A 23,149-nucleotide genomic window follows, 5' to 3' on the forward strand; every position below is an offset into this window, starting at 1 on the left:
GCGCTACTCTCCCTCGTCCTCGAAGCCGACGAGAGCGAGTGCGCGCGCCTTGAGCCCGCGGCGTCCCAATTCGTAGACGAGGGCGTCATCACGTCCGTGCGTGACCCAAATATCCTCGGCGCCGGTTTCGACCACGGTGTCGATGAGCTCAGGCCAGTCGGCGTGATCGGAAATGATGAGCGGTAACTCGACACCGCTCTGGCGCACGCGTCCTTTGATGCGCATCCAGCCGGATGCGAACGATGTCACCGGGTCTGGGAAGCGGCGGGACCAGCGATCGGATACGGCCGACGGTGGGCACAGGATGAGGGCGCCGGCGAGTTCGGAAGGTTTCCCATCCGGCACGGGGCGAAGGTCACCGAGGTGGACGCCCAAGGTCTGATAGAGCTCGGTCAAGGCGATCATCGCGCCGTGCAGGTAGATGGGCGCGTCGTAGCCAGCGTCGCGGGCGAGCCGGATAACCCGCTGGCATTTGCCGAGACCATATGCGCCGACGAGATGTGCGCGATCCGGATTGCGATGCATCGACGCCAGTAGACGCGAGACTTCGCGGATGGCCGGCTCGTGATGGAATACGGGCAGGGCAAAGGTGGCTTCGGTGACAAAGACATCGCAGGCGATAGGTTCGAATGGCGCGCACGTCGGGTCACTCGCGCGCTTGTAGTCGCCGGATACGACGGCGCGCTGACCTTTCCACTCTAGCACGATCTGCGCTGACCCTAGAATGTGTCCGGCAGGAACGAGGCGAACGGAGACGCCGCCAAGCGTGAGGACCGTACCAAGCGGTGCCGCCTCAAAACGCCCTGCCGCATCGGGTCCGATGCGGGTCTTCATGATTTCGATGGTTTCGGCCGTCGCCAGGACTGCCCCGTGGCCTGGGCGCGCGTGATCGCTATGGCCGTGAGTAATGATCGCGCGATCGACTGGACGCGCAGGATCGATGTAGACGCCGGCGGGCTCGCAATAGAGGCCACGCTCGGTTGGATAAAGCCACTGGTCAATTCCGGCTGCAGGCATTCAACGCAACGCGTATCCGAGGTTCATGCGCGATCTTGCGTGTGAAAACGCAAACTCTCTCTCGCCGGTTTCATCGCTCCGGCGCGATAGCGGGAACCTTCGATATGATGCCGATCTCAACTAATCGCAATCAGGCGATAATGTCGGGCAGAAGCTGATCCTCGACCTTGGTGATCTGGTCTTTGAGGGCGAGCTTCTTTTTCTTCAAACGGCGGACGAGAAGCTGATCGGCTGTCCCGTTGGATTCGAGCGCAAGAATCTCGTCATCGAGCAGGCGGTGCTCGGAGCGAAGTTTAACCAACTCCTCTCGAAGCTCCCTGTCGTTCTGACGTTGCATGTCGCTGCTCGTTCCACATTCGGCTCGCCGCGGTGCGCAAGGTAAATGCGCGCGTCCCGAACCGGCGGGACTATCCTCTCATTTTCCCCCGTACGCAAGCCGGACGAGGCGGCGGCAGAATAAAATCCCTGCTCAAACCGGTGCTTAGCAAATGGTTTACTCTGAAAAGGTGCTTAATCTGCTGTTTGTTCATATGGCGTTACGGATGGACAATCAGTGGCATTTCTGTAACAATCCCCCTGTCTTCAAATCTGCAAAAGGAGGTCAAGGATGGCGCTGTCGGCTCATCTTCAGGAACTCTCAGAGAAGCACCGGCAACTCGAGCGTCGGATTGAAGAGGAGACGTTAAGGCCAGGATCGGACGACCAAGCGATCCGCCGCCTCAAACAAGAAAAACTGAAACTGAAGGACGAGATCGTCAGGCTAGAAACCAATACTCGGCACTGACGCGATTCTGCGGGAGGCTGCGAATAGGTAGCTGAACTGCAGCTACTCTCGCAGTGCTCCCGGTAACCGCTATCCGTTGCCGGACTTGGAACGCGACCAGCGCGTAACGGTTTGCTTGTTCCGCTTATTGCCAAATCCAGCGCTAGAGCATCTTGCGATCCGATGGAATCGGATCGGATGCTCTAGGTTTTTTGATTTGTCGCATTTTCTCGCGACGAACAGGCCTCCACTTCGTCGGAAAATGCTCAGGCCTGTTTGGCCATTTCACGTAGCTTGAATTTCTGCACCTTCCCGGTGGACGTCTTCGGCACATCGGTGAAGACCACGAGCCTGGGCGCTTTGAAGTGCGCGAGCCGCTCGCGGCACCAGATGATCATCTCTTCCTGAGTCGCGCTGGCGCCGGGCTTCAATTCGACGAAGGCGCACGGCGTCTCGCCCCACCTCTCATCCGGTTTCGCAACGACGGCGCACACGGCCACTGACGGGTGTTTGTAGAGAACGTCCTCGACCTCGATCGAGGAGATGTTCTCGCCGCCCGAAATGATGATGTCCTTCGAGCGATCCTTGAGCTGGATGTATCCGTCGGGGTGAAGCACGCCGAGATCGCCCGAGTGGAACCAGCCGCCTTCGAAAGCTTCGGCCGTTGCCTCAGGGTTCTTGAGGTAGCCTTTCATGACGATGTTTCCGCGGAACATGACTTCGCCAATGGTTTCGCCATCGGCGGGGACCTGCTCCATGGTTTGCGGATCCATCACGGTCAGCCCCTCGAGCGCGGGATAGCGAACGCCTTGCCGGGCGCGGCGTGCATCCTTCTCGGGCTTCGGGAGGCCATCCCACACGCTGTGCCATTCATTGAGGGTCGCAGGGCCGTATGTTTCGGTGAGGCCGTAGAGATGCGTGAGGGCGAAGCCTGCTTCGTTCATGTGGGCCATGACGCTTTCGGGCGGCGGCGCCGCGGCGTGATTGAACGCTACGCGATGTGTGAACTCGCGGCGCTCGTCGTCCTTCGCGTTGAGCAGCGTGGCCATGACGATCGGAGCGCCAGAGAGGTTCGTGACCTTATGATCGACGATGGCGTCATACATGGCTTTCGCGCGGACCCAACGAAGGCACACGTGAGTCCCGGCGACGAGTGAAAGCGTCCACGGGAAACACCAGCCGTTGCAGTGGAACATCGGCAACGTCCAGAGATAGACCGGATGCCTGCCCATGCCGGTGGCAATGGTGTTCGCGTAGCACATGAGTGCCGCGCCGCGATGATGGTAGACCACGCCCTTCGGATTGCCGGTGGTGCCCGACGTGTAATTCAGGCTGATCGCATCCCATTCGTCGTCCGGCATACGCCAGGCAAACTCCGGATCGCCTGCAGAGAGGAAGGCTTCGTAGTCAATGTCGGAAAGCGGCGGGCCGAGATCGGGAAACTCGGCGTCGTTGTAATCGATGATCAAAGGGCGCGCCTTCGCGAGGTCGAGCGCCTCTTTCATGAGCAGGGAGAACTCGCGATCCGAGATCAGAAGCTTGCTGTTCGCGTGATCGAGTTGAAAGGCAATGATCGGTGCATCGAGACGCGTATTCAGGCAGTGCAGCACGGCGCCGGTCATCGGTACGGCGTAGTGCGCTTCCAACATGGCCGGCGTGTTGGAGAGCATGACTGTGACGGTGTCGCCGGGCCTGATCCCTCGGTCCACCAGCGCCGATGCAAGCTTGCGCGCGCGCGCGTAGAACGTCGCGTAGTCGGCACGCTGCTTGCCATGGATGATGGCGGTGTGATGCGGATAGACCTTGGCTGCTCGCTCGAATAGGCCGATCGGGGTGAGGGGCTGATAATTCGCCGGGTTTTTGTCGAGGCCGATGGAGTAGGGGTTTTCGCTCATCAGGACTGTCGGTTCTTGTTGGCTGTGTATCGCCCAACGCTACCGAAGCAGCCCGCTGGCGGCAACGCTGTTCCTCGGGCTGATTGTACTTAGTGACGCGTCATTCGTTGCCAGTGCTTTGGGCAGAAGCGACCGGGCTCGCGGATGCCACATTCTGGCAAATATGTGGGTGGGATCGCAAATTGGCTATGAAACGAACCTGACGCCCGGTAGATTCGGGTCGTGTTTCGTCGGGCTCTCTTGGTAGGGGAGGCGGTGGTGACGGATCCCCATTTCGAGACGATCGCGTTGTGGATTGTCGCTATCTTGGTGTTGATGGCGCCATGGGCGTTGCTCTGAGGCGCGCGACAGGTTGCGAGCCGGGCCGGAAGCCCCAAAAAAGCTTGCGGCGCGGACTGGTCCCGCCAGCCGCGCCGATGCCTCAAAACCCTGTGGACTTCCGAGCTGCCGTCTTACGCGGCCATATCCAAAGTATGGCACGGCAAGTTGGAGATCCCCTTAAAAAGTCTGCTTAATAAGCGGTGTGAGCGTAGATCTTTTCTGGAAAATGCCGGATGTGACGGCGGGAGTGCCTCCGATTTCCGGTCGCGGGCGTGAAAAGGTTGCGGCAACTCGTAAGGTTTGGCGGCCTTGAACCCGGTTAGAGGATCGGGCAGGAAATAGTCTGGTCCGGCTCCGCGGGGGAGCGGGGCGGCGTGGGAGGAGGATCTCCAGGTATGAGCGATCGTGAAACGGCCCCCAAGCAGCTCCTGCATTTGGTATTCGGGGGCGAGCTTCGCGATCTCGAGGGAATCGAATTCCGCGACCTGCATGGCCTTGACATCGTTGGTATCTTTCCGAACTACGCGGAAGCGCTGGTGGCCTGGAAGGCCGCCTCCCAAAAGTCCGTCGACAATGCGTCGATGCGCTACTTCATCGTGCACATGCATCGGTTGCTCGAGCCGCTGGCCGGCTCGAAAGTGGATGCCTAAGGCGTTCGACTGAGGGCCGGTGGGGCCCCCAGTGCCGTTAAATCAGGATCCCGCTGGCGATGGCGACTGCACACAATAAACCGCTTCCGGAAGAGCCGCGCGCCCAGCGTAAGAAGGAGACGCGGGCGCTCGATACGCAGTCGCGTCAGCTTTTGAGCCGGTTCCTCGCCGATTGGGTGCGTCCGCGCTGGCGTGAGCTGCTGATCGCGCTCGCTCTGACCGGAGGGCTGGCCGCCGCGACCGGCGCCTATCCGATGGTCATCAAGTTCTCTTTCGACAACCTGCTCGACGGCAATGTCACGTGGCTGCCGTGGGTCCTCGTGGCGATCATTGCGATTACGCTTGCTCGGAGCGTGTTGCTCTATCTGCAGACGGTATCCACGCAGCGCATCGTGCTGCGGCTCACGGCCGACATGCAGAACGTAACCTTCCGGCATTTGATCAACGCCGATTACGCGCGGTTGACGCGGGACACGCCCGGCCGGCTGATGTCGAAGCTCACCAACGACATCCAGTTCATTCAACAAGCCTCGCTTGCGTCGATGAACTCGGTCATGCGCGACACACTCTCGGTCGTCGCGCTGGTCGGGTCGATGTTTTATCTCGACTGGTTGATTTCGCTCGTCGTGCTCGGCGTTTATCCGTTCGCGGTTGTGCCGATCGCCACTATTGCGCGACGTGTGCGTCGTAACTCGACGCGCACGCAGGCCGAGCTTGGCGGGATGACGTCGCTGCTGGCCGAGCACCTTGGTGCAACGCGCCTCATCAAGACGTTCCGCCTCGAGGACTATGCTTCGGAGCGTGTGAACCGCAGCTTTGAAGAGGTGTTTCGCCATCGTCTCAAGGGCGTGGCCGTCAAGGCGCGTCTGGAGTCGCTGCTGGAAGCGCTGGGGGGCGCCGCTGTCGCGGGCGTGATCTGGGTCGCGTACTGGCGCATTTCGAGCGGCGCGTCCACGGTCGGCGATTTCATGGGGTTGACGGCGGCCCTGCTGATGGCCGGGCAGCCGCTAAGGGCCGTCGGCGGCCTTATGGCGCGTGTGCAAGAGGGCCTGGCGGCCATCGAGAGCATTTACGGCATTCTCGACGAGAAGCCCACGAACAAGGATCTGCCGGGTGCCAAGCCTCTGCAGATCGCGCGCGGCTCGATCAACTTCGATCATGTCGCCTTTCACTATGGCGATGAGTCCATTCCTGCCATCATCGATTTCAACCTGGACGTAGAAGGCGGGCACACGGTGGCCTTGGTCGGCCGTTCGGGAGCGGGTAAATCGACGATCGTCAACCTTGTGCCGCGTCTGTTCGACGTGACGGGTGGCGCCATTCGCATTGACGGTCAGGACATCCGCGAGGTCACGCTGGCGTCGCTCCGCTCGTCGATTGCCCTGGTAAGTCAGGATGTTACTCTGTTCGATGACACGATCCGTTCGAATATCGCGCTCGGAAAGCTCGATGCAACGGACGAGGAGATCGTGGCGGCGGCAAAGGCGGCGGCCGCTCACGAGTTCATCCTCAGCCAGCCGCAGGGGTATGCCACGGTGATCGGGGATCGCGGCGTCAGGCTTTCCGGCGGTCAGCGCCAGCGTCTCGCTCTTGCGGCTGCGATCCTCAAAAACGCACCGATCCTTCTGCTGGACGAGGCGACGAGTGCGCTGGATACGCATTCCGAGCGCTTGGTGCAGCAGGCTCTGGCGGATTTCACACGCAACCGGACTTCGATCGTCATCGCCCACCGCCTTTCGACGGTGCAAAATGCCGACCTCATTTGCGTGATGGAGGCGGGAACTATCGTCGAGACCGGCACGCACAGCGAACTCCTCGCGCGGGGGGGAGCCTATGCCCGTCTGGTTCGCGCCCAGCTCCTGTCCGATGTCGACGAGGATACTGCGCCGCTCGGGCTGCCGTTGAATTGAGCCGCTATTCCCGGCGGAAAATCTTGTCGACGATGCGGTTTGCCCAGCGGTGCGAATGCACCCGCGTGGAGATCTCTTTCGGATCGTAGACGGTGGCGACCCACTCATAGAACTCGATCGGAGATTTGGCCGCGTCGGCCAAATAGGCGTCGAACACGAGATCGAGAACACCGGTATCGGCTTGACGGATATGGCCATATCGCAGGGACAGCTGCCGGCGGGCTTTTTTTATCGGTACGCCCCGACGCGTATAAAGGTAGAGCGCGCTCATCAGGCCTACGCGGTCGGCGCCGGACTTACAGTGCATGAGCATGGGATATTCGACGTTCGCGAACAGGTCCCGTGCGGCCAGGAGTTCGGCACGGGTCGGTGCGGCGCGTGAACGGATTCTGAAGTCGACCAGCTTGAGTCCCGCTTCCTTGCAAGCGGCTTGCTCGTAGGCGTAGGTCGAGGAATCGACCTGCCCCCGCAGATTGACGACGGTACGTATTCCGCGACGCGGCAGATCATGAACCTGATGAGGGAGCGGCTGTGCGGCTCGCCAGGCTTCGTCTGACAGGCGATGGCGGTTGGGGAACACGAGCCTGACCAAAAGATGGTCGAGAAGCAGCATGTCCATGTAGCGGGCATAAGGCTCGGCACGCCTGACGAGCGGAGCTGGAAGTGTCGCGGTCACGGCTCGCACTCCCGCCCACGCCGAGCGACGAAGCGCACGTCTTGCCCGTTTCGCGAGAGATGACATCTGTGCCTGGGGTTCCCGCCGATCTGCTCGCGTTTCGGGCAGTGAAGCTGCCAACGACCCGAAAAACGGGCCACTTCCGGGGCTGCGTAGCACTATCTGGCCAGATCTGTCGAACCCCTAATTGACGCCGGGGGCAGATGGTTGCTTTGATGTTGCTTTCCCGATAGGAAATTGGCCGGAACAGGCGCCGGTACGCGGCTCGAGCACGGAGAGGCGAAAGAGCCTGATCGATGGCACAATCGCCAAAGCAAGAGTCGAAGATTGGCCGCTTCGTGGGGCTTCTGGGGGCGCGTTACACGCGCTTTGTGCGCTCGACCTCGACGGCTGTCTACGATCCGCCCGATACGCGGGAGCGCGCCGGTCAACTACACCCCTACATTTTTGCCATGTGGCACGGCCAGTTCGTGCTCATGCCGACGCTGCATCAGGGCGCCTTCAAAGTCTCGGCCATCGCGGCACGGCACAAGGATGCGACCGCCATCCGTGCTCTGCTCGGCGAGTTCGACATCGAAGTCGTGCAAGGGGCCGGAGCGAATGAACGCAAGAAGGACAAGGGCGGTGTCTACGCGCTGAGAACGGCTACCAAGCTCCTGAAAGGGGGCAGTACGTTCTCGATGACAGCGGATATCCCGCCAGGGCCGGCACGAAAATCCGGAACCGGCATTGTCACGCTCGCCAAATTTTCCGAGCGGCCGATCGTCCCGTTCGCCGTCGCCACGTCTCGCTTCATTGCCTTGCCGACATGGAGCCGGATGACGATCAATCTGCCGTTCTCCAAAATGGCGTACGTGATGGGCGATCCGATCTGGGTTCCGGCAGACGCAGATATAGAGGCGCTGGAGCAGCACCGCAAAACCGTGGAAGCCGAGCTCAATCGTGTCACGGAGCGCGCTTACGCGCTCGTCGGGGCCGACATCAAACGGGTGACACCTCCGGCGGCGGGCGAGGGATCAAAAGGCCCCGCTCCGGAGGGGCTCACACTCAAGGGCTATCGCGCAGGAACGCAGCTGTTCGGGTTGGTTGCGCCGCTTTTGCTGGCCGTGCGAGGACGGCAAGGCAAAGAGGATCCCGCGCGGCGCGGCGAACGCTACGGCAAAGCCAGCTTGCCACGTCCCGAGGGGCTGCTTGTGTGGATGCATGCGGCCAGCGTCGGTGAGGCCAATGCCGTGATGCCCGTGATCGATCGCCTGCTCGCGGAGCGGCCGGATATCTCGATCCTTCTGACGACGGGCACGCTCACGTCGGCCGCGCTGGCAAAGCGCAGGCTTCCTCCTCGCGCCATTCATCAGTTCATCGTGCTCGATGTACCAGAGTACGTGCGTGCATTTCTCGATCATTGGCAACCGGATCTCGCCGTATTTGCGGAAAGCGAGATCTGGCCCAACCTCATCATGGAAGCATCGAAGCGCAGTATCCCGCTTGCACTGGTGAATGCACGGATGTCTGCGCGCAGTGCGCGGCGCTGGAAGCGGCTGAAAGGCGTGTCTCAGCCGCTGTTTTCCCGCTTCGATCTCATTCTTGCGCAGAACGATGTTCTCGCTCGAGCCGTTAGCCGTCTGGGCGCTCCGCACGTGGAACCCGTGGGCAATCTCAAAGTCGATGCACCGCCACCAGTGGTCGATGCAGGCGAACTTGATCGCTTGCGTCACGCGTTGAACGGTCGTCCGATCTTCGTAGCAGCCAGCACGCACGATCCGGAAGAGGCTGTCATCGCAGATGCGCACCGAATTCTAGCGGCCAAGCTGCCTGGTTTTTGCACCATCATTGCGCCGCGCCATCCCCGGCGCGGGAAAGCGATCGCGGAGATGCTGCGCTCGAAAGGGCTCGCAGTGTCGATCCGCTCGGCGGGTGAGCTGCCGAGTGCTGGGACCGACGTTTACATTGCCGATACGATCGGCGAGCTCGGTACGCTGTACGCACTGACGGAAGTGGCCTTCGTTGGCGGCTCGCTGATCCCGCACGGCGGGCAGAACCCCGTCGAGGCTATCGGACATCATGCCGTGGTGCTGACTGGTCCGCATTGGAGCAACTTCAGCGACTTTTATCGCGCCTTACTGCGCCACAAGGGTGCCCTTGAAGTTAGGTCGGCGGAGGAACTCGCCGACGCCGTCGTGCTGCTGCATGACAAAGAGGGCGAGCTGCAGAAGATGCGCGCAGGCGCTGCAACGGCGCTGCAATCGCTTGCCGGTGCGCTCGACAGGACGGTTTCCGCCCTGATCGAGATGCTGCCGGAAAGCTCGCGAGTGCGTCGTGCCTCTTGAGGAGCCCAGCTGGTGGTATGCCGGCGAAGGCGAACGTGCGCATTTGGCCGAGCGGCTGCTTGCTCCCGTCGGCGACATCTATGGCGCTGCAGTCGAGCGGCGTTTTAGGAAATCCACGCCCTACCGCTCCGCGCTTCCCGTCGTCTGCGTTGGCAACTTCACGGCCGGAGGCACCGGCAAGACACCGCTCACGCGCTTCCTGATCGAGATGCTGGCGGAGCGGCAGATCTCAGCGGTTTGCCTTTCACGCGGGTATGGCGGTTCGCTTGCGGGGCCCGTTTGGGTTGATCCCGTCCAGCACGGGGCTCATGAGGTCGGGGATGAGCCGCTTCTTATCGCGCGCGGCTTCGGCGGCGTGGCGGCGCGTGTCATGATCTCGCGCGATCGCAAGGCCGGTTGTGCCGCCATTGAAGCCGCCGGGGACGCGCACGCCATCATCATGGATGATGGGCTGCAAAACCCGTCGCTGGTCAAAGACCTCTCCATAGCGGTCGTGGATGCGCGGCGGGGCTTCGGCAACGGGCGCGTCATTCCCGCCGGGCCGCTCAGGGCGCGGCTCGCGTTTCAGCTTGGCCTCGTCGACTGTATCGTCGTCATGGGGACCGATCCCGCGGCGGGCGCGCATTCGATCTTCGAGGGGCTCAAGAAGCAGTTCCAGGGGCCTGTTCTCCGCGGTTCAGTCGAGCCCACCGGTGAGGTGGACTGGCTTGCAGACCGTCCTGTGCTTGCCTACGCCGGCATCGCCAATCCCGGACGCTTCTTCGGGATGCTCGAAGGTTTAGGGCCGCGCTCGCTCGCGACGCGCGCGTTTGCCGATCACCATGCCTTTACGGATCGCGAAGCGTCGGACCTGATCTCGGCGGCGCAGACGACGGGGGCAGTTCTGGTCACGACGGAAAAGGACGCCGCGCGTCTCGTGGGTGCAGTCGGCGCGCGCGCGGAACTTGCTGCACTTTCGCGAACAGTGCCGATCACGGTGAAATTCGAGGAGCGAGATCTCGTGCGCCTGCACGCGCTGATCGACGGCGCGCTCAAGGCGCCGCCGCGAAGCTGAGATTGTCAGGCCTGCCGCTCGCGATTGCGCACGGCTTCGAGATAGCGATTGAGGGAGATGTCGGCCGTCGCGTAAGCTTCCTGTAGCTCAACGCTCCAGTAGCGTAGATCCGCGAGGTCGATCTTCTGGCCGGTCACGGCGCAGCGCACGAAGTCGCCCGGTGCGAGCACCTGGAACTCGCCGTCTAAGTAACGCACCTGGGCTTCGCCCCGAATGCCGAACAGCTTGTCGAAGCGGTTCATGGAACCTCTGGTCTGCAATGCGGCTGGGTCGGGGCCGTAATGGGCGGCTGCCCGAAAGCCCACCCCGTTGACATCGCTGTTTGGCGGGGCGGCGTCAAGGCACGGCCGCGTGAAATTGTTATCAGAAAAGGGAGCCCTGGTCCTTAACGGCGCGTTTGGACGCAGGTGCCGTGGATTTCGGTTGAGAAGGCTTCCCGGACGTCTCCTTTTTGACGGGCTCGGATTTCCCCTGTGCTTCAGCCTGGATACGGCCATCGGCGAACTCGATGTCCAGCCCCTGACCGATGGTTACGGATTGGGCGGAGCGCACCATGGCACCGTCAGCACTGCGCACCAGGGCAAATCCGCGCGCCAGGACGCTGTGGTAGCCGAGTGACCCCAAAAGCTTGGCCTGTCCGTCCAAGACTTGGCGGCGTTGCGTAATTTGCCCGGCGAAGGCGCGGGCCATACGCCGCTCGAGTGTTTCGAGGCGCTCGCCGTATCGCTCAACGCGGAGGCGGATCGGTGCGGGCCGCAGGCGGCCAGCCGCATGCTGAAGGCGTGCGCGACGCACGGATGCGATCTTTCCGAGACAGTCGCGGGCGCGACGCTCGAGGCCGTCCAAGCGATCGGCTGCGCGCGTCAGGCGGTTCTCCAGCAATCGCGGATGGAGACGTGAGGTGATGCGAACGTGGCGCGTATGATGGGCTTGTGTGTTGGCGGATAGGGCCCGGCCGAGGCGCATCGCGGTTGCGTCGGTGCGCTGGCGATGGTGAACGACGAGCGAGCGTGGGCTCGGCAGCCGTCCTGCTATCTGGAAGAAGCGCGTGTGGCAACGCTGGACCCGTGTGCGCAGCGCGCCATCAAGCCGATGGGCAACGCTGTCCAGGCGCTGGCGCGGGAGCGCGGCCAGATCTTCGGCGCGTGGCAAGCCGCGCACCGCCGAGCGCAGATCGCGCCGCAACGCTTCCAGGAGGCGGCGGACGGCGACGCCGAGGCGCAAGCCCAGCTTGCCGGTTTCCTGCAGCAGGTCGGAATGCTTGGGAACGGCCCATTCGGCGGCTTTTGTCGGCGTCGGCGCGCGTGCGTCGGCGACGAGGTCGATCAACGTCCAGTCGGTCTCATGGCCGACCGCGGAGATGACGGGAATGGTGCTCGCCGCCACGGCGCGGACGACGGCTTCATCGTTGAAGCCCCAGAGGTCTTCCAGGCTGCCGCCGCCACGGGCGACGATGAGGACGTCCGGGCGCGGGATGGCGCCGCCGGGTGCAATTGCGTTGAAGCCGCGAATGGCGTTCGCGACTTCCGCCGCGCTGCCATCGCCCTGCACGCGAACCGGCCAGACGATGACGCGCGTCGGAAAGCGTTCCTGGAATCCGTGGAGCATGTCGCGGATCACGGCGCCGGTCGGGCTTGTGACGATACCGACGACCTTGGGCAGGAAAGGCAGGGGGCGTTTGCGCTCTTCTGCGAACAGACCTTCGGCCGCGAAGCGGCGCTTGCGCTCCTCGAGCTGCGCCATGAGCGCGCCGAGGCCGGCAGGCTCCAAAGATTCGATGACGATCTGATACTTCGATGAGCCGGGGAAGGACGAGATCTTGCCGGTGGCGATGACCTCCATACCCTCTTCGGGCTTGATCCGCAGGCGGTTCCAACTGCCGCGCCAGATCACGGCGTCGATCTTCGCCTTGTCGTCCTTGAGCGAAAAATAGCAATGGCCGGAGGCGTGGGGGCCGCGGTAGCCAGACACCTCGCCGCGTAGCCGGACGTGGCCGAATCCCTCCTCGAGCGCGCGTTTGACCGCGTTCGAGAGCTCGGAGACCGTAAATTCTGCGACATTTCCGGCAGGAGACGGGGGGCTGGTCAAAAGAATCGGTCCTCGCTTGTTTCAAGAGCGATAGATGATACACGGTGTGCGAAAAACAATCCGCTTGGTCGATATACAATCCACCGCTAGGGCTTTGACAACATGAACGTTCTTCTGATCGGCGGTGGCGGGCGCGAGCACGCGCTGGCCTGGGCTCTGTCCGCGAGCCCGCTGCTGACCAAGCTCTATGCGGCTCCGGGGAACGCCGGCATTGCCGAGCTTGCGGAGTGCGTGGCGCTCAATGTGGCCGACCATGGGGCGGTGCAACGGTTCGTTGCCGACAAGTCCATCGCATTCGTCGTCATCGGACCCGAGGCTCCGCTCGTGGGCGGATTGAGCGATGCGCTCGCAGCCGCTGGCATCAAGCACTTCGGGCCGTCGCAGGCCGCGAGCCAGCTCGAAGGCTCGAAGGGTTTCACCAAGGATCTCTGCCGCGAGGCCAACATTCCGACGGGCGCTTATGGGCGCTTCAAGGATGCCGCGTCGGCCACTGCGTATCTTGCGGCCCAACCTGTGCCGATCGTTGTCAAGGCGGATGGGCTTGCGGCGGGCAAGGGCGTGGTTGTGGCGACGACACGCGCCGAAGCCGAAGCCGCGGTCGATGCGTGTTTCGCCGGCGCGTTCGGGGCGGCTGGTGCGGAAGTGGTCATCGAGGAGTTCCTGGAGGGCGAAGAGGCGAGCTTCTTCGCGCTTTGCGACGGCACAACCGCGCTTGCTCTGGCGACGGCGCAGGATCACAAGCGCGTTGGCGACGACGACACCGGCCCGAACACGGGCGGCATGGGGGCCTATTCACCCGCGCCGGTGATGACGCCTCAACTTGTCTCGCGAACCATGGACGAGATTATCCGCCCGACCGTCGCGGCGATGGCGGCGCGCGGAACTCCGTTCAAGGGTGTGCTGTTCGCAGGCCTCATGATCACGAAGGATGGGCCGAAGCTCATCGAATACAACGTGCGCTTCGGCGATCCGGAGACGCAGGTGCTGATGATGCGCCTGACATCGGATTTGCTCGCAGCGATGCTGGCAACGGCGGAGGGGACGCTTGATCGCGCCTCGGTTACCTGGCGCGACGATGCGGCGTTGACGGTGGTGCTGGCGGCGAAGGGGTATCCCGGCACGCCGGAGAAAGGGACCGAGATCCGCGGCCTCGATGTGGCGCGCTCTCTTGCTGGCGTTCAGATCTTTCACGCCGGAACGCGGCGTGACGGGGATCGCTTGCTTGCGGATGGCGGTCGCGTCCTGAACGTCACGGCGCTGGGCGCGACGGTCGGTGAGGCACAGGAGCGCGCCTATCATGCGATAGCGAAAATCGATTGGCCCGGCGGCTTCTGCCGCAGCGATATCGGCTGGCGCGCGGTGCTGCGGGAAAAGGCGGGCGGGTGATAGGCGCTGATTTCGTGCATCGCGGATAACAATCGAGCGAAACGCGCAAATCGCGAACGCTCGCTTCGGGGCTTTCAACGCTGTTCAAGGTTTTCGAGGAGTTTCCGGCTGCATTTCCCTAGCGAGCAGTAGCGCGAGGACGAAATGAATGCCGACGGCTGGCCATAAGAGGATGCCGGTCATGCCCCCGGTGATCCCGAGGTAAGCAAGGTAGAGTGCGACGGCGGCACTATAGATCAACATGCCAACGATCGGCGGCCCCGGCCAGCAGGCGACTCCTAGTCCAATCAGAGCGATGCCGGCGACGCGTGCGACAGCGACTGCAATCCCGGCGAGTTCGTCGCCGAGCAACACATGTCCCACGAGAGACGGAGCGAGCAGCAGGGCCACTCCTGTCACGGACTCAGCGATTGCCGCAAAAACGAGTGCCTTCTTCATCGCACGATGTCCACGCACGAATATGGAGTCGTACTCGAACCAGAGCTAGGGACTTGCGTCCGTGTGTTGTTCCGGCCCGAGCTTAAAGGTCAGCTTGTCGATCTTCCCGGTGAACTTGAATGGAACGTCATAGCGATATTCCAACATCGCGACTCCGGTGCGCGTGTCCTCGCCGATGTCGAAGGTTTCGTCCTCCGCGAACGTGACCGGCGTGGAGTGCTCCATGGAATTTCTGGCGGCCTCCTTGCCGTCGACGGAGAGCACTCCCGTGCCGCCTTTGCCGAGACCGGGACTATCGGGCTTGTAGTCGAAGACGATGGTGTGCTTGCCGGGCTCCAGCTCGGGTCCCTCCCAGACGGTGCGCTTGAGGTCGAGTAGATTGTAGAGGAACACGACCTTGCCGCGCCCGACTCCGAACTCTCCCTTGCTGAGGAACAGGCCGTAGCCGCCGAAGCGGCCACCCTGGGTGACGATCATACCTTCGGCACCGCCATCGGGGATCTCGACCTCGGCCGTGATGGTGTAGGGCTTGTTCAGGATGCTTGGTGCGGTGCTGCCTGGCACTCCGCTTAATGTGCCCGAATAGGTGAATTCATTTCGTCCTGCCGTGAGGCTCGGGCGTGGCGTGTTCCAGCGCGCGAGCGTCGAGTTGTCGAGAGGCAGCACATTGTACTTTTTCGCCTCTGCGTAGAAGACGTCCTGCAACTCCTTGAGCTTCTCAGGCATCTTGCCGGCCAAGTCATTGGATTGCGTCGGGTCCTCGTTCACGTTGTAAAGCTCCCAACTGTAACCGGTGATGACGTCCGGCGGCGTGGCGGTTGAAAGCTCCCATGGTAGCGTTGCCGGCGTCGTGCACGCGACCCAATCGTCGTGATAGATCGCGCGATTGCCGAGCATCTCAAAGTACTGCGTGGTGTGCGTCGTCGGCGCGTCGGCATTGGCCTTCTTGAATGTGTAGGCCATGCTCACACCCTCGATGGGCCGCTGCTTGATGCCGTCGATCATGTCTGGCGCCGCGACGCCTGACGCTTCGAGGATGGTCGGCACGATGTCGATGAGGTGATGGAACTGGCGGCGGATGCCGCCGCTATCGTCGATGTGCCCGGGCCAGGAGATGGCGACGCCTTGGGCTGTTCCGCCGAAATGAGACGCCACCTGCTTGACCCACTTGAAGGGCGTGTCCATCGCCCAGGCCCAGCCTGCCGCGAAGTGCGGGAATGTGCGTTCCGAGCCCCAGAACGGGTACCAGAGGAATTGATCTTTGACCGGCACGGCGATGCCGTTGAAGGTCGTGAACTCGTTCGGGGTCCCGTTGATCATGCCTTCGGCGCTCGCGCCGTTGTCGCCACCGATGTAGATAATCAACGTGTTGTCGAGCTCGCCCTGGTCCTCGACCGCCTGAATGACGCGGCCGATCTCATGGTCGGCGTAGGCGAGGTAGGCCCCATACACGTCGGCCTGCCTGATGAAGAGCTTCTTCTCGTCCCAGCTAAGGGAATCCCATTCCGGCAGTCCCTTCGACCACGGCGTGAGCTGGGCATTTTCGGGCATGATGCCGAGACGCTTCTGATTGGCGAAGATGCGCTCGCGCAGCTTGTTCCAGCCCTCGTCGAAGAGGTGCATGTCGCCGATTTTTTTGATCCACTCGGGCGTGGGATGATGCGGCGCATGGGTGGCGCCCGGAACGTAATAGACGAGCCAGGGCTTTGCGGGCGCGAGTTCCTTGTTCTGTTTGATGTACTGGATGGCCTCGTCCGCCATCGCCGTCTCGAGGTTCCAACTTGGATTGTCGCGGAAGGGGAAGATGGCGGTCGTATTGCGATAGAGGTTCGGTTGCCACTGGCTGGCATCGCCGTCGACGAAACCATAAAAGTACTCGAAGCCCAGCCCGTTCGGCCACTGCTCGAAAGGCCCGGCTTGGCTGTTCTGGAAGAAGGGTACGTTGTGGTTTTTTCCGAACCACGAGGTGGCGTAGCCGTTGTCCCTCAGAATGCGGCCGATGGTGCCGGCATCCTTTTTGATGATCGTGTCGTAGCCAGGGAAGCCCGTCGCGATTTCGCCGACGACGCCATAGCCGGAAGAATGATGGTTGCGGCCGGTAATGATGGCCGCGCGCGAGGGCGAGCACAGCGACGTTGAATGAAAATTCGTGAAGCGAAGTCCATTGCGGGCGATGCGATCCATCGTCGGCGTGGGGATCACGCCTCCGAATGTACTCGGTGCGCCGAACCCTTGATCGTCCGTCATGATCAAAAGCACGTTGGGCGCACCCTTGGGCGGCACGACGCGTGGTGGCCACCACGGCTTTGACTGGGAGGCCTTCTCCTCGATCACGCCGCCGAAATTTGGATCGGGGGGCGGGAGCTGTTTGCCGGTGATGGTTGTGGTGGCGCCGGGGGAGCCGGGCTCGCCCGTGATCTGCTGGGCTGTTGCTCGTGTGTCGGTAAGCACGGACAGAGCAATGATGGAGACAGACAAGGCCAGTGCGGTCGTTTTCATGACGCGAACTCCGGCGTTTGCTTCCTTTCGACCTCTCTCCCTCTTAGCCCCCAAAAACTCCCGAAGCTGATCGTCAGCTACCTACGCTGATGCTCATCAGGCGATACTCAACTAAAGTCAGCAATGTTCGTAGACATCAGCACCTGTCCAGATATCCGCACCGGTCGGAGCCGGCGACATCGTAGGGTGACTACGTGCGCACGGTTGCGGCCCAGTCGAGCCAGAGGCGCACGCGGGCTTCGGGATGCGGGGAGGTCATGAAATCGGTGATGACGGCAACGCTATCGGCGCCGGCGGCGAGGATAGGGCCGGCGCGCTCCGGCGTGATGCCGCCGATGGCGACAAGGGGACGTTCGCCGATGCGGCGCTTCCATTCGCCGATCCGCTCAAGGCCTTGCGGTGCCCATTTCATAGCCTTGAGTTTGGTTTCGTAGATGGGGCCCAAGGCGACGTAAGCCGGGTCAGCGCGCAGTGCGATCTCCAGTTCCTCGTCGTCATGCGTCGAGACGCCGAGGGTGATCCCGGCGCACTTGATTGCAGCGAGATCTGCACCCGCCAGGTCTTCCTGGCCGAGGTGCAGATCGGTTGCGCCGAGATCGATGGCGGCCTGCCAATAGTCGTTGACGATCAGGCGACAGCGCGAGGCGCGCGTAGCGTCGAGCGCGGCCGCGATTTCCTCGCGGACTTCGCCGGCCGGCTTGTCCTTGATGCGGAGTTGGATCGTGCGCACGCCGAGCGGAACGAGACGCGCCACCCAGGCCGCGCCGGGAACGATAGGATAAAAGACGTCGGGGGCGCTCGTCGCGATCATCGCAGCCTCACGCGCGATGGCCGCCGGGCTTCGGCGGCTCGAAATCGAAGAAGGGTGTGCCGACCACGGGCGTGGAGGGGCTCGCGCGGTCGCTTGGCTCGATGAGGCCGGCTTCGAATGCGGTGCGGCCCGCTTCGATTGCGTCGGCGAAAGCCGCGGCCATGCGGACGGGGTCGTGAGCCTTTGCGACGGCCGTGTTGAGGAGGATGGCGTCGTAGCCCATTTCCATGGCAGCCGCGGCGTGCGAGGGCGCCCCGATCCCTGCGTCGACGACGAGCGGTAAATCCGGGAAATAAGCGCGCAGCGTTTTCAGAGCCTGCGGGTTGGCGAGGCCGCGCCCGGTGCCGATCGGCGAGCCCCAGGGCATCAGCACGCGGCATCCAGCGGCGACGAGGCGCTCGGCAGCGGAGAGATCTTCGGTCGTGTACGGGAAGACCTTGAAGCCGCGCTTGTTGAGCTCGGTCGCTGCTTCGACGAGGCCGAAGAGGTCGGGCTGGAGCGTGTCGTCGTTGGCGATCACCTCGAGCTTGATCCAGTCTGTTTCCAGAAGCTCGCGCGCCATCTCGGCGGTGGTGATCGCTTCCTTGGCCGTGCGGCAGCCTGCCGTGTTGGGCAGCAGGTGGACGGGAAGAGCACGAATGAGGTCGAGGAAGCGCGCACCGGTGCGGCCGCGCGCCTGCTCGCGGCGCAGCGATACGGTCACGATGCCCGCTCGCGCAGCGCGGATGGCTTCGGTCATGACCTGCGGCGACGGATAGAGCGCCGTACCGAGGAGCAGACGTGACGACACGGTGACGCCGTAGAGCGACAGAGCGGAAGGCGCGGCGGCCTTGGAAAGGGCTTTGAAGGGCTCGTTCTGGTTCATGGCTCAGCCGCCTTGACGGACGGACAGGATCTCGATGCGGTCGGCGCTCATAAGCTTGGTCGACGCACGCAAGCGCTCGGCGACGAATTCGCCGTTTACGGCAGTCGCAACCTTGGTGCCGCCGAAGCCCTGCTCCACGACAAGATCGGCCAGCGTCTCTGCGGCTGTCGCAAGCGCGGCGCCATTGACGGCAATCTGAAGAAGGCTGGTCGTGCTCGTGGTCATGTGTTGTTGTCGTGCCTTCGGCTCTAGGGACGCGTCCCCTGAGGTAAGGGTTTGCGGGCGCTCATGCTAGACGGCAATCTGTTGCTTTCTGCATCTCTGGTCCGCAGGTGGTTCCGTGCCGAAGACATGACTCCCGTGGCGCCCGGGTGTCAATTGGCGGATCTATGCGTATTGGGAGCAGTGATTTTTTACCGGCTGAAACCGGGCGAGCGCAGGCATGCTCGCTCATGCAACTCGGATCGCTTGCTTTTTTGGCTTCGGCGGCGTTTACCACATGCCGAGAGCTTCCTATCGTCCCCTATAAACAGCCGCCGTTTGACCATGATCCGGCCCTAGGCCTCCGGCTTGTTTTCTTTCCAGGATGGCCTTCTCCGGGCCGCTTGTCCGAGGATCCGTTTCCGATGTTCCAAGCGCTGATTACGAGCCGCCGGTTCGCACCACTCTTCTGGTGTCAGTTCCTGTCGGCGTTGAACGACAATTTCGTCAAGAACGCGCTCGTGATCCTGATCCTGTTCAAGGCGGCGTCGGATCAGGGTGGCGCCCTCGTGGCGCTGGCTGGCGCCGTGTTGGTGGCGCCATTCTTCATCCTTTCCGGAATCGGCGGCGAGCTGGCCGACCGCTACGACAAGGCCGTGGTGGCGGAGAAGCTCAAGCGCGCCGAGATTCCCGTGGCGCTTATTGCAGCGGTGGGCTTCATCCTGAACTCGATCCCGGTGCTGTTCGCCGCGCTTTTCTGCTATGGCGTCATCGCCGCGTTGTTCGGGCCTATCAAGTACGGCATCCTGCCGGCGCTGCTCGCGCCGCGCGAGCTACCGGCCGGAAACGCCTTCGTCGAGAGCGCGACATTCGCCGCCATTCTGTTCGGCACGATTGGCGGAGGGATGGCCGCGTCGGATACAAACGGCGTTTGGGTTCTCGCCGGGCTGGTCGTGGGTCTTGCAGTGTTGTGCTGGTTCTCGGCCTCCTTGATCCCGAAGATGGGCGCTGCCGCGCCGGGTCTTACCATCGATTTCAATCCGTGGACGTCGACCGTCGCGTTGATCCAGCATTTGCGCAGTGACCGGCGGCTGTGGGTCGGCGGCCTTATCACGTCCTGGTTCTGGCTTGTCGGCACAGTCGTGCTGTCGCTTCTGCCGGTGCTGATCAAGGACGCCATGGGTGGAGGCGAGAGCGTTACGATCCTCGCTCTGGTCGTGTTCACGATCGGTATCGCAATCGGGTCGGCCATTGCCGCCCGGGCGAGCAAGACGCGCCCCAACCTCGCGCTCGTGCCGATCGGCGCCCTGCTTATGGGCTGCTTCGCGCTCGATCTGGCGCTGACGGCATCGACGCTACAAAAATCGGCCGATGTGGTGACCGTCGGCGCGCTCCTCAGCCGGCTCACGGGGTGGCACATCCTGCTCGACCTCGCGGGGCTTGCCATCGCCGGCGGCTTTTTCATCGTGCCGGCCTTTGCGGCGGTGCAGCTGTGGGCACCAGAAACGGAGCGCGCGCGGACTATTGGCGCGTGCAACGTGCTCTCGGCGTTGTTTATGACGGTCGCTAGTCTCGGGATCGCGCTGCTGCAGTGGGCCGGCGCGGGCCTGGCGCTGCTTCTCGCCGTACTCGGCGCGGCGAACATTGCCGTTATGGTGCTGATCCTTCGGGCCTGGGGCAAGGAAGGTATTCAGGACGTCGGTGCGTTCCTATTCAAAACGTTCATGGGCCTCGAAGTGAAGGGCTATGAAAACTTGCCGCCCGCCGGGACGCGCGCGATCATTGCGCCCAACCACGTGAGCCTGCTCGACGCGCCGATCATGCATTCGATCCTGCCGTCCCATGCGGCGTTCGCGATCGACACGGGCATGGCGCAGAAGAGCTGGATCAAGCCGTTCCTCAAAGTCGTGAAAGCACATTCCATCGATCCGACCAAACCGCTGGGCACGCGCCATCTGATCCAGGCGGTGAAGGGCGGCGAAACGCTCGTGATCTTCCCCGAAGGCCGTCTCACCGTGACTGGCGGTCTGATGAAGGTCTACGACGGTACAGCGATGATCGCGGACAAGGCGGATGCCGTGATCGTACCCGTGCGCATCGACGGGCCGGAGCGCAGCTACTTCGGATACCTCAATCGCTTCCAGTGCAAGAAGGCGCTGTTTCCGAAGACGACAGTGACCATTCTTCCGCCCCTCAAGCTCGCCGTTTCCGAAGGGCTCAAGGGCAAGGCGCGGCGACAGGCTGCGGGCATGGCGCTGCAGGATGTTATGGTCGAGGCGGCGGTTAAAACCGCCAATCTCGATCAGACGCTTTTCTCGGCTCTCGTCGAGGCCAAGGCGACCCGCGATACGGGCAAACCTGCCATCGAAGATCCGCTGGGGACGAAGCTCAGCTACGGCAAACTCATTCTCGGCGCGCAGGTTCTGGGGACGAAGCTCGCTCCGCTCGCGCCTGAGGGTGCGGCCGTCGGCGTCATGCTGCCGAACTCGGCCGGTGTGGCCGTGTGCTTCTTTGCGCTGCAGACCATCGGACGTGTGCCGGCGATGCTGAACTTTACGGCCGGCCCGCAAAACATCGAGGCGGCGTGCACGGCCGCCAACGTCGACGTCGTCCTTACGAGTCGCGTGTTCGTGGAGAAAGCGCATCTCGAAGCGGTGGTGGATAAGCTCTCGGAGAAGCGCAAGGTCGTCTATCTCGAAGACGTGAAGGCGTCGATTAGGCTCGCGGACAAGCTGCGGGGGCTTCTTGTCGGGAGCCGTGCACAGGTCGCACGGGCACCGAACGATCCGGCTGCGATCTTGTTTACGTCAGGTTCCGAAGGCCTACCCAAGGGCGTCGTGCTCTCGCACCGGAACATGCTCGCGAATGCGATGCAGAGCCTGACGCGCGTGGCCGTCAACGGTCAGGACAAGGTTTTCAACGTGCTGCCCGTGTTCCATTCCTTTGGCCTCACGGCTGGACTGGTCATGCCTCTGGTCGCGGGCGTGCCCGTTTATCTCTATCCGACGCCGCTGCACTACCGCATCGTGCCGGAGCTCGTTTACGGCTCCAATGCGACGATCCTGTTCGGTACGGATACGTTCCTCAACGGCTATGCGCGTTGTGCGCATCCCTACGATTTTGCGCGCGTGCGGCTCATTCTCGCCGGGGCAGAAGCGGTCAAAGAGCGGACGCGGCAGATCTACATGGAGAAGTTCGGTGTCCGTATCCTCGAAGGCTACGGCGTTACCGAGACCGCACCTGTGCTGGCAATCAATACGCCGCTCGCCAACAAGGCCGGTACGGTTGGGCGTCTGTCGCCGCTCATGGAGGCGCGCCTCGAGCCGGTTCCGGGCATCGAGGGCGCGGGACGGCTCTATGTGCGTGGGCCGAACGTGATGCTCGGCTACATGCGTGTGGAGAATCCAGGCGTTCTGGAGCCGCCCGCGGACGGCTGGCACGACACGGGCGATATCGTCGCCATCGACGACCAGGGGTTCATTACCATCAAGGGCCGCGCGAAACGGTTCGCAAAGATCGCGGGCGAAATGGTCTCGCTGTCTGCGGTGGAAGCACTGGCGACGGAACTGTGGCCGACCGTCACGAGTGTCGTCGTCGCGTTGCCGGACGCGCGCAAGGGCGAGCGCTTGGTGCTGATGACGACGGACACGAAAGCGACGCGGGATGCGTTCGCGCGGTTCGCACGGCAGAAGGGTGCGAACGAGCTGATGGTTCCGGCGGACATCCTGATCGTGCCGAGCGTGCCACTGCTCGGAAGCGGCAAGCCCGATTACGTTGCCTCGCTCGCGCTCGCCAAGGACCGCATGGCCTCAGCGCCCCGGAAGGCCGAGGCGCTGGTCCCGGAACCTATAGTCGGTCCGTCGGTGTGAAGGGCGGCTTCCGAGCGCCGTTCTAGCGGCGCTCCTTGTCGCGCTGCCAATAAAGGAACGCTGTCGTTACCAGCGCCGTCAGGATGATGGTGCCGATGATATCGCTGCGCTTGATGAACGCGAGCCAGACATCGATGCCGCCGAGCGAGCCGCCGCGGCCGACGAGGAACCCATTGAGCATCATGACGAACAGCACGACACCAGCCGTCAGCAGCGCGGCAGTCACGACCTGAAGCGAGCGCTTCATAGGCCGCGGCATTGCAACCTTATGGCGGCCCACGGCGAACTGCGTGCGATCAGACATGGCGGACTCCCTGCGTTCAAAGCTGCGTTCTGGCTGCGACATACGTTCAATTCTCAAGGCGAATCAGACTGATGA

Annotated in this window: 19 protein-coding genes; 7 read left to right on the forward strand and 12 right to left on the reverse strand. The window is 62.8% G+C overall.

The genetic code is table 11. The features are described 5' to 3' along the window. Positions 1 to 3: 3 nt before the first annotated feature. Together VHO05_RS16780 and VHO05_RS16785 are read right to left on the reverse strand one after the other, a co-directional pair. On the reverse strand, positions 4 to 1,017 hold the full coding sequence (locus tag VHO05_RS16780) for a ligase-associated DNA damage response exonuclease (protein WP_329647762.1): 1,014 nt from the start codon (positions 1,015 to 1,017) through the stop codon (positions 4 to 6). A 130-nt stretch (positions 1,018 to 1,147) separates the two neighbouring features. Next, positions 1,148 to 1,354: a YdcH family protein gene (locus VHO05_RS16785; protein WP_329647763.1), complete on the reverse strand. Its 207-nt coding sequence runs from the start codon at positions 1,352 to 1,354 to the stop codon at positions 1,148 to 1,150. A 270-nt stretch (positions 1,355 to 1,624) separates the two neighbouring features. Between VHO05_RS16785 and VHO05_RS16790 the strand changes: the two genes are divergently transcribed. After that, positions 1,625 to 1,801 (forward strand): YdcH family protein, encoded by a 177-nt coding sequence (locus VHO05_RS16790; protein WP_329647764.1) that lies wholly within the window; start codon positions 1,625 to 1,627, stop codon positions 1,799 to 1,801. A gap of 245 nt (positions 1,802 to 2,046) precedes the next feature. Here the strand turns inward: VHO05_RS16790 and VHO05_RS16795 are convergent, their stop codons facing one another. Next, entirely contained in the window at positions 2,047 to 3,675 is a 1,629-nt protein-coding gene (locus VHO05_RS16795; protein WP_329647765.1) for an acyl-CoA synthetase, read from the reverse strand. 716 nt (positions 3,676 to 4,391) lie between these two features. On the opposite strand from VHO05_RS16795, the gene VHO05_RS16800 reads away from it, so the two are divergent. Together VHO05_RS16800 and VHO05_RS16805 are read left to right on the forward strand one after the other, a co-directional pair. Then, positions 4,392 to 4,646 carry a DUF4170 domain-containing protein gene (locus tag VHO05_RS16800; RefSeq protein WP_329647766.1) on the forward strand — a complete coding sequence of 85 codons (255 nt, stop codon included), beginning with the start codon at positions 4,392 to 4,394 and terminating at the stop codon, positions 4,644 to 4,646. A gap of 59 nt (positions 4,647 to 4,705) precedes the next feature. After that, positions 4,706 to 6,556: an ABC transporter ATP-binding protein gene (locus tag VHO05_RS16805; RefSeq protein ID WP_329647767.1), complete on the forward strand. Its 1,851-nt coding sequence runs from the start codon at positions 4,706 to 4,708 to the stop codon at positions 6,554 to 6,556. Between the two features lie 4 nt (positions 6,557 to 6,560). On the opposite strand, the gene VHO05_RS16810 is transcribed toward VHO05_RS16805, so the two are convergent. Next, on the reverse strand, positions 6,561 to 7,232 hold the full coding sequence (locus VHO05_RS16810) for a fused DSP-PTPase phosphatase/NAD kinase-like protein (protein WP_329647768.1): 672 nt from the start codon (positions 7,230 to 7,232) through the stop codon (positions 6,561 to 6,563). Positions 7,233 to 7,528: 296 nt separating this feature from the next. Here VHO05_RS16810 and VHO05_RS16815 point away from each other — a divergent pair, with 296 nt between their 5' ends. After that, on the forward strand, positions 7,529 to 9,559 hold the full coding sequence (locus tag VHO05_RS16815) for a glycosyltransferase N-terminal domain-containing protein (RefSeq protein WP_329647769.1): 2,031 nt from the start codon (positions 7,529 to 7,531) through the stop codon (positions 9,557 to 9,559). Beyond that, positions 9,549 to 10,613, forward strand: a complete 1,065-nt coding sequence (gene lpxK / locus VHO05_RS16820) for a tetraacyldisaccharide 4'-kinase (protein ID WP_329647770.1) — start codon at positions 9,549 to 9,551, stop codon at positions 10,611 to 10,613. Before VHO05_RS16815 ends, lpxK begins: the two co-directional genes overlap by 11 nt. Positions 10,614 to 10,618: 5 nt before the next feature. Here lpxK and VHO05_RS16825 read toward each other — a convergent pair whose 3' ends face one another. Next, positions 10,619 to 10,855, reverse strand: a complete 237-nt coding sequence (locus VHO05_RS16825; RefSeq protein ID WP_329647771.1) for a DUF2093 domain-containing protein — start codon at positions 10,853 to 10,855, stop codon at positions 10,619 to 10,621. A 121-nt stretch (positions 10,856 to 10,976) separates the two neighbouring features. Beyond that, positions 10,977 to 12,701: an exodeoxyribonuclease VII large subunit gene (gene xseA, locus VHO05_RS16830; RefSeq protein ID WP_329647772.1), complete on the reverse strand. Its 1,725-nt coding sequence runs from the start codon at positions 12,699 to 12,701 to the stop codon at positions 10,977 to 10,979. A gap of 102 nt (positions 12,702 to 12,803) precedes the next feature. Between xseA and purD the strand changes: the two genes are divergently transcribed. Next, positions 12,804 to 14,087, forward strand: coding sequence for a phosphoribosylamine--glycine ligase (gene purD, locus VHO05_RS16835; RefSeq protein ID WP_329647773.1), 1,284 nt, complete (start codon positions 12,804 to 12,806; stop codon positions 14,085 to 14,087). A gap of 84 nt (positions 14,088 to 14,171) precedes the next feature. Here the strand turns inward: purD and VHO05_RS16840 are convergent, their stop codons facing one another. The 5 genes from VHO05_RS16840 to thiS all read right to left on the reverse strand — a co-directional run bounded on the left by VHO05_RS16840 (position 14,172) and on the right by thiS (position 18,925). Next, a complete protein-coding gene (locus tag VHO05_RS16840; protein ID WP_329647774.1) occupies positions 14,172 to 14,525 on the reverse strand; it encodes a hypothetical protein in 354 nt (117 codons plus the stop codon). A gap of 45 nt (positions 14,526 to 14,570) precedes the next feature. Next, positions 14,571 to 17,024, reverse strand: a complete 2,454-nt coding sequence (locus VHO05_RS16845; RefSeq protein ID WP_329647775.1) for an arylsulfatase — start codon at positions 17,022 to 17,024, stop codon at positions 14,571 to 14,573. Between the two features lie 190 nt (positions 17,025 to 17,214). Further along, complete coding sequence (locus tag VHO05_RS16850; RefSeq protein WP_329647776.1) at positions 17,215 to 17,835, reverse strand: thiamine phosphate synthase; 621 nt, start codon at positions 17,833 to 17,835, stop codon at positions 17,215 to 17,217. 7 nt (positions 17,836 to 17,842) lie between these two features. Continuing rightward, complete coding sequence (locus VHO05_RS16855; protein WP_329647777.1) at positions 17,843 to 18,700, reverse strand: thiazole synthase; 858 nt, start codon at positions 18,698 to 18,700, stop codon at positions 17,843 to 17,845. Positions 18,701 to 18,703: 3 nt separating this feature from the next. Then, positions 18,704 to 18,925: a sulfur carrier protein ThiS gene (thiS, locus tag VHO05_RS16860; RefSeq protein ID WP_329647778.1), complete on the reverse strand. Its 222-nt coding sequence runs from the start codon at positions 18,923 to 18,925 to the stop codon at positions 18,704 to 18,706. Between the two features lie 401 nt (positions 18,926 to 19,326). On the opposite strand from thiS, the gene VHO05_RS16865 reads away from it, so the two are divergent. Continuing rightward, positions 19,327 to 22,770 carry an acyl-[ACP]--phospholipid O-acyltransferase gene (locus tag VHO05_RS16865; protein WP_329647779.1) on the forward strand — a complete coding sequence of 1,148 codons (3,444 nt, stop codon included), beginning with the start codon at positions 19,327 to 19,329 and terminating at the stop codon, positions 22,768 to 22,770. A gap of 22 nt (positions 22,771 to 22,792) precedes the next feature. Here the strand turns inward: VHO05_RS16865 and VHO05_RS16870 are convergent, their stop codons facing one another. Further along, a complete protein-coding gene (locus VHO05_RS16870; protein ID WP_329647780.1) occupies positions 22,793 to 23,074 on the reverse strand; it encodes a hypothetical protein in 282 nt (93 codons plus the stop codon). Positions 23,075 to 23,149: the final 75 nt, after the last annotated feature.

The sequence above is a fragment of the Hyphomicrobium sp. genome (assembly GCF_036262015.1).
Lineage (GTDB): Bacteria > Pseudomonadota > Alphaproteobacteria > Rhizobiales > Hyphomicrobiaceae > Hyphomicrobium_C.

What these genes read in the sequence shown, in the direction of transcription:
- VHO05_RS16780 (WP_329647762.1), bottom strand. Translation starts at nt 1,017, where the DNA reads ATGCCTGCAGCCGGAATTGACCAGTGGCTTTATCCAACCGAGCGTGGC.
- VHO05_RS16785 (WP_329647763.1), bottom strand. Translation starts at nt 1,354, where the DNA reads ATGCAACGTCAGAACGACAGGGAGCTTCGAGAGGAGTTGGTTAAACTT.
- VHO05_RS16790 (WP_329647764.1), top strand. Translation starts at nt 1,625, where the DNA reads ATGGCGCTGTCGGCTCATCTTCAGGAACTCTCAGAGAAGCACCGGCAA.
- VHO05_RS16795 (WP_329647765.1), bottom strand. Translation starts at nt 3,675, where the DNA reads ATGAGCGAAAACCCCTACTCCATCGGCCTCGACAAAAACCCGGCGAAT.
- VHO05_RS16800 (WP_329647766.1), top strand. Translation starts at nt 4,392, where the DNA reads ATGAGCGATCGTGAAACGGCCCCCAAGCAGCTCCTGCATTTGGTATTC.
- VHO05_RS16805 (WP_329647767.1), top strand. Translation starts at nt 4,706, where the DNA reads ATGGCGACTGCACACAATAAACCGCTTCCGGAAGAGCCGCGCGCCCAG.
- VHO05_RS16815 (WP_329647769.1), top strand. Translation starts at nt 7,529, where the DNA reads ATGGCACAATCGCCAAAGCAAGAGTCGAAGATTGGCCGCTTCGTGGGG.
- VHO05_RS16825 (WP_329647771.1), bottom strand. Translation starts at nt 10,855, where the DNA reads ATGAACCGCTTCGACAAGCTGTTCGGCATTCGGGGCGAAGCCCAGGTG.
- purD (WP_329647773.1), top strand. Translation starts at nt 12,804, where the DNA reads ATGAACGTTCTTCTGATCGGCGGTGGCGGGCGCGAGCACGCGCTGGCC.
- VHO05_RS16840 (WP_329647774.1), bottom strand. Translation starts at nt 14,525, where the DNA reads ATGAAGAAGGCACTCGTTTTTGCGGCAATCGCTGAGTCCGTGACAGGA.
- VHO05_RS16845 (WP_329647775.1), bottom strand. Translation starts at nt 17,024, where the DNA reads ATGAAAACGACCGCACTGGCCTTGTCTGTCTCCATCATTGCTCTGTCC.
- VHO05_RS16850 (WP_329647776.1), bottom strand. Translation starts at nt 17,835, where the DNA reads ATGATCGCGACGAGCGCCCCCGACGTCTTTTATCCTATCGTTCCCGGC.
- VHO05_RS16855 (WP_329647777.1), bottom strand. Translation starts at nt 18,700, where the DNA reads ATGAACCAGAACGAGCCCTTCAAAGCCCTTTCCAAGGCCGCCGCGCCT.
- thiS (WP_329647778.1), bottom strand. Translation starts at nt 18,925, where the DNA reads ATGACCACGAGCACGACCAGCCTTCTTCAGATTGCCGTCAATGGCGCC.
- VHO05_RS16865 (WP_329647779.1), top strand. Translation starts at nt 19,327, where the DNA reads ATGTTCCAAGCGCTGATTACGAGCCGCCGGTTCGCACCACTCTTCTGG.
- VHO05_RS16870 (WP_329647780.1), bottom strand. Translation starts at nt 23,074, where the DNA reads ATGTCTGATCGCACGCAGTTCGCCGTGGGCCGCCATAAGGTTGCAATG.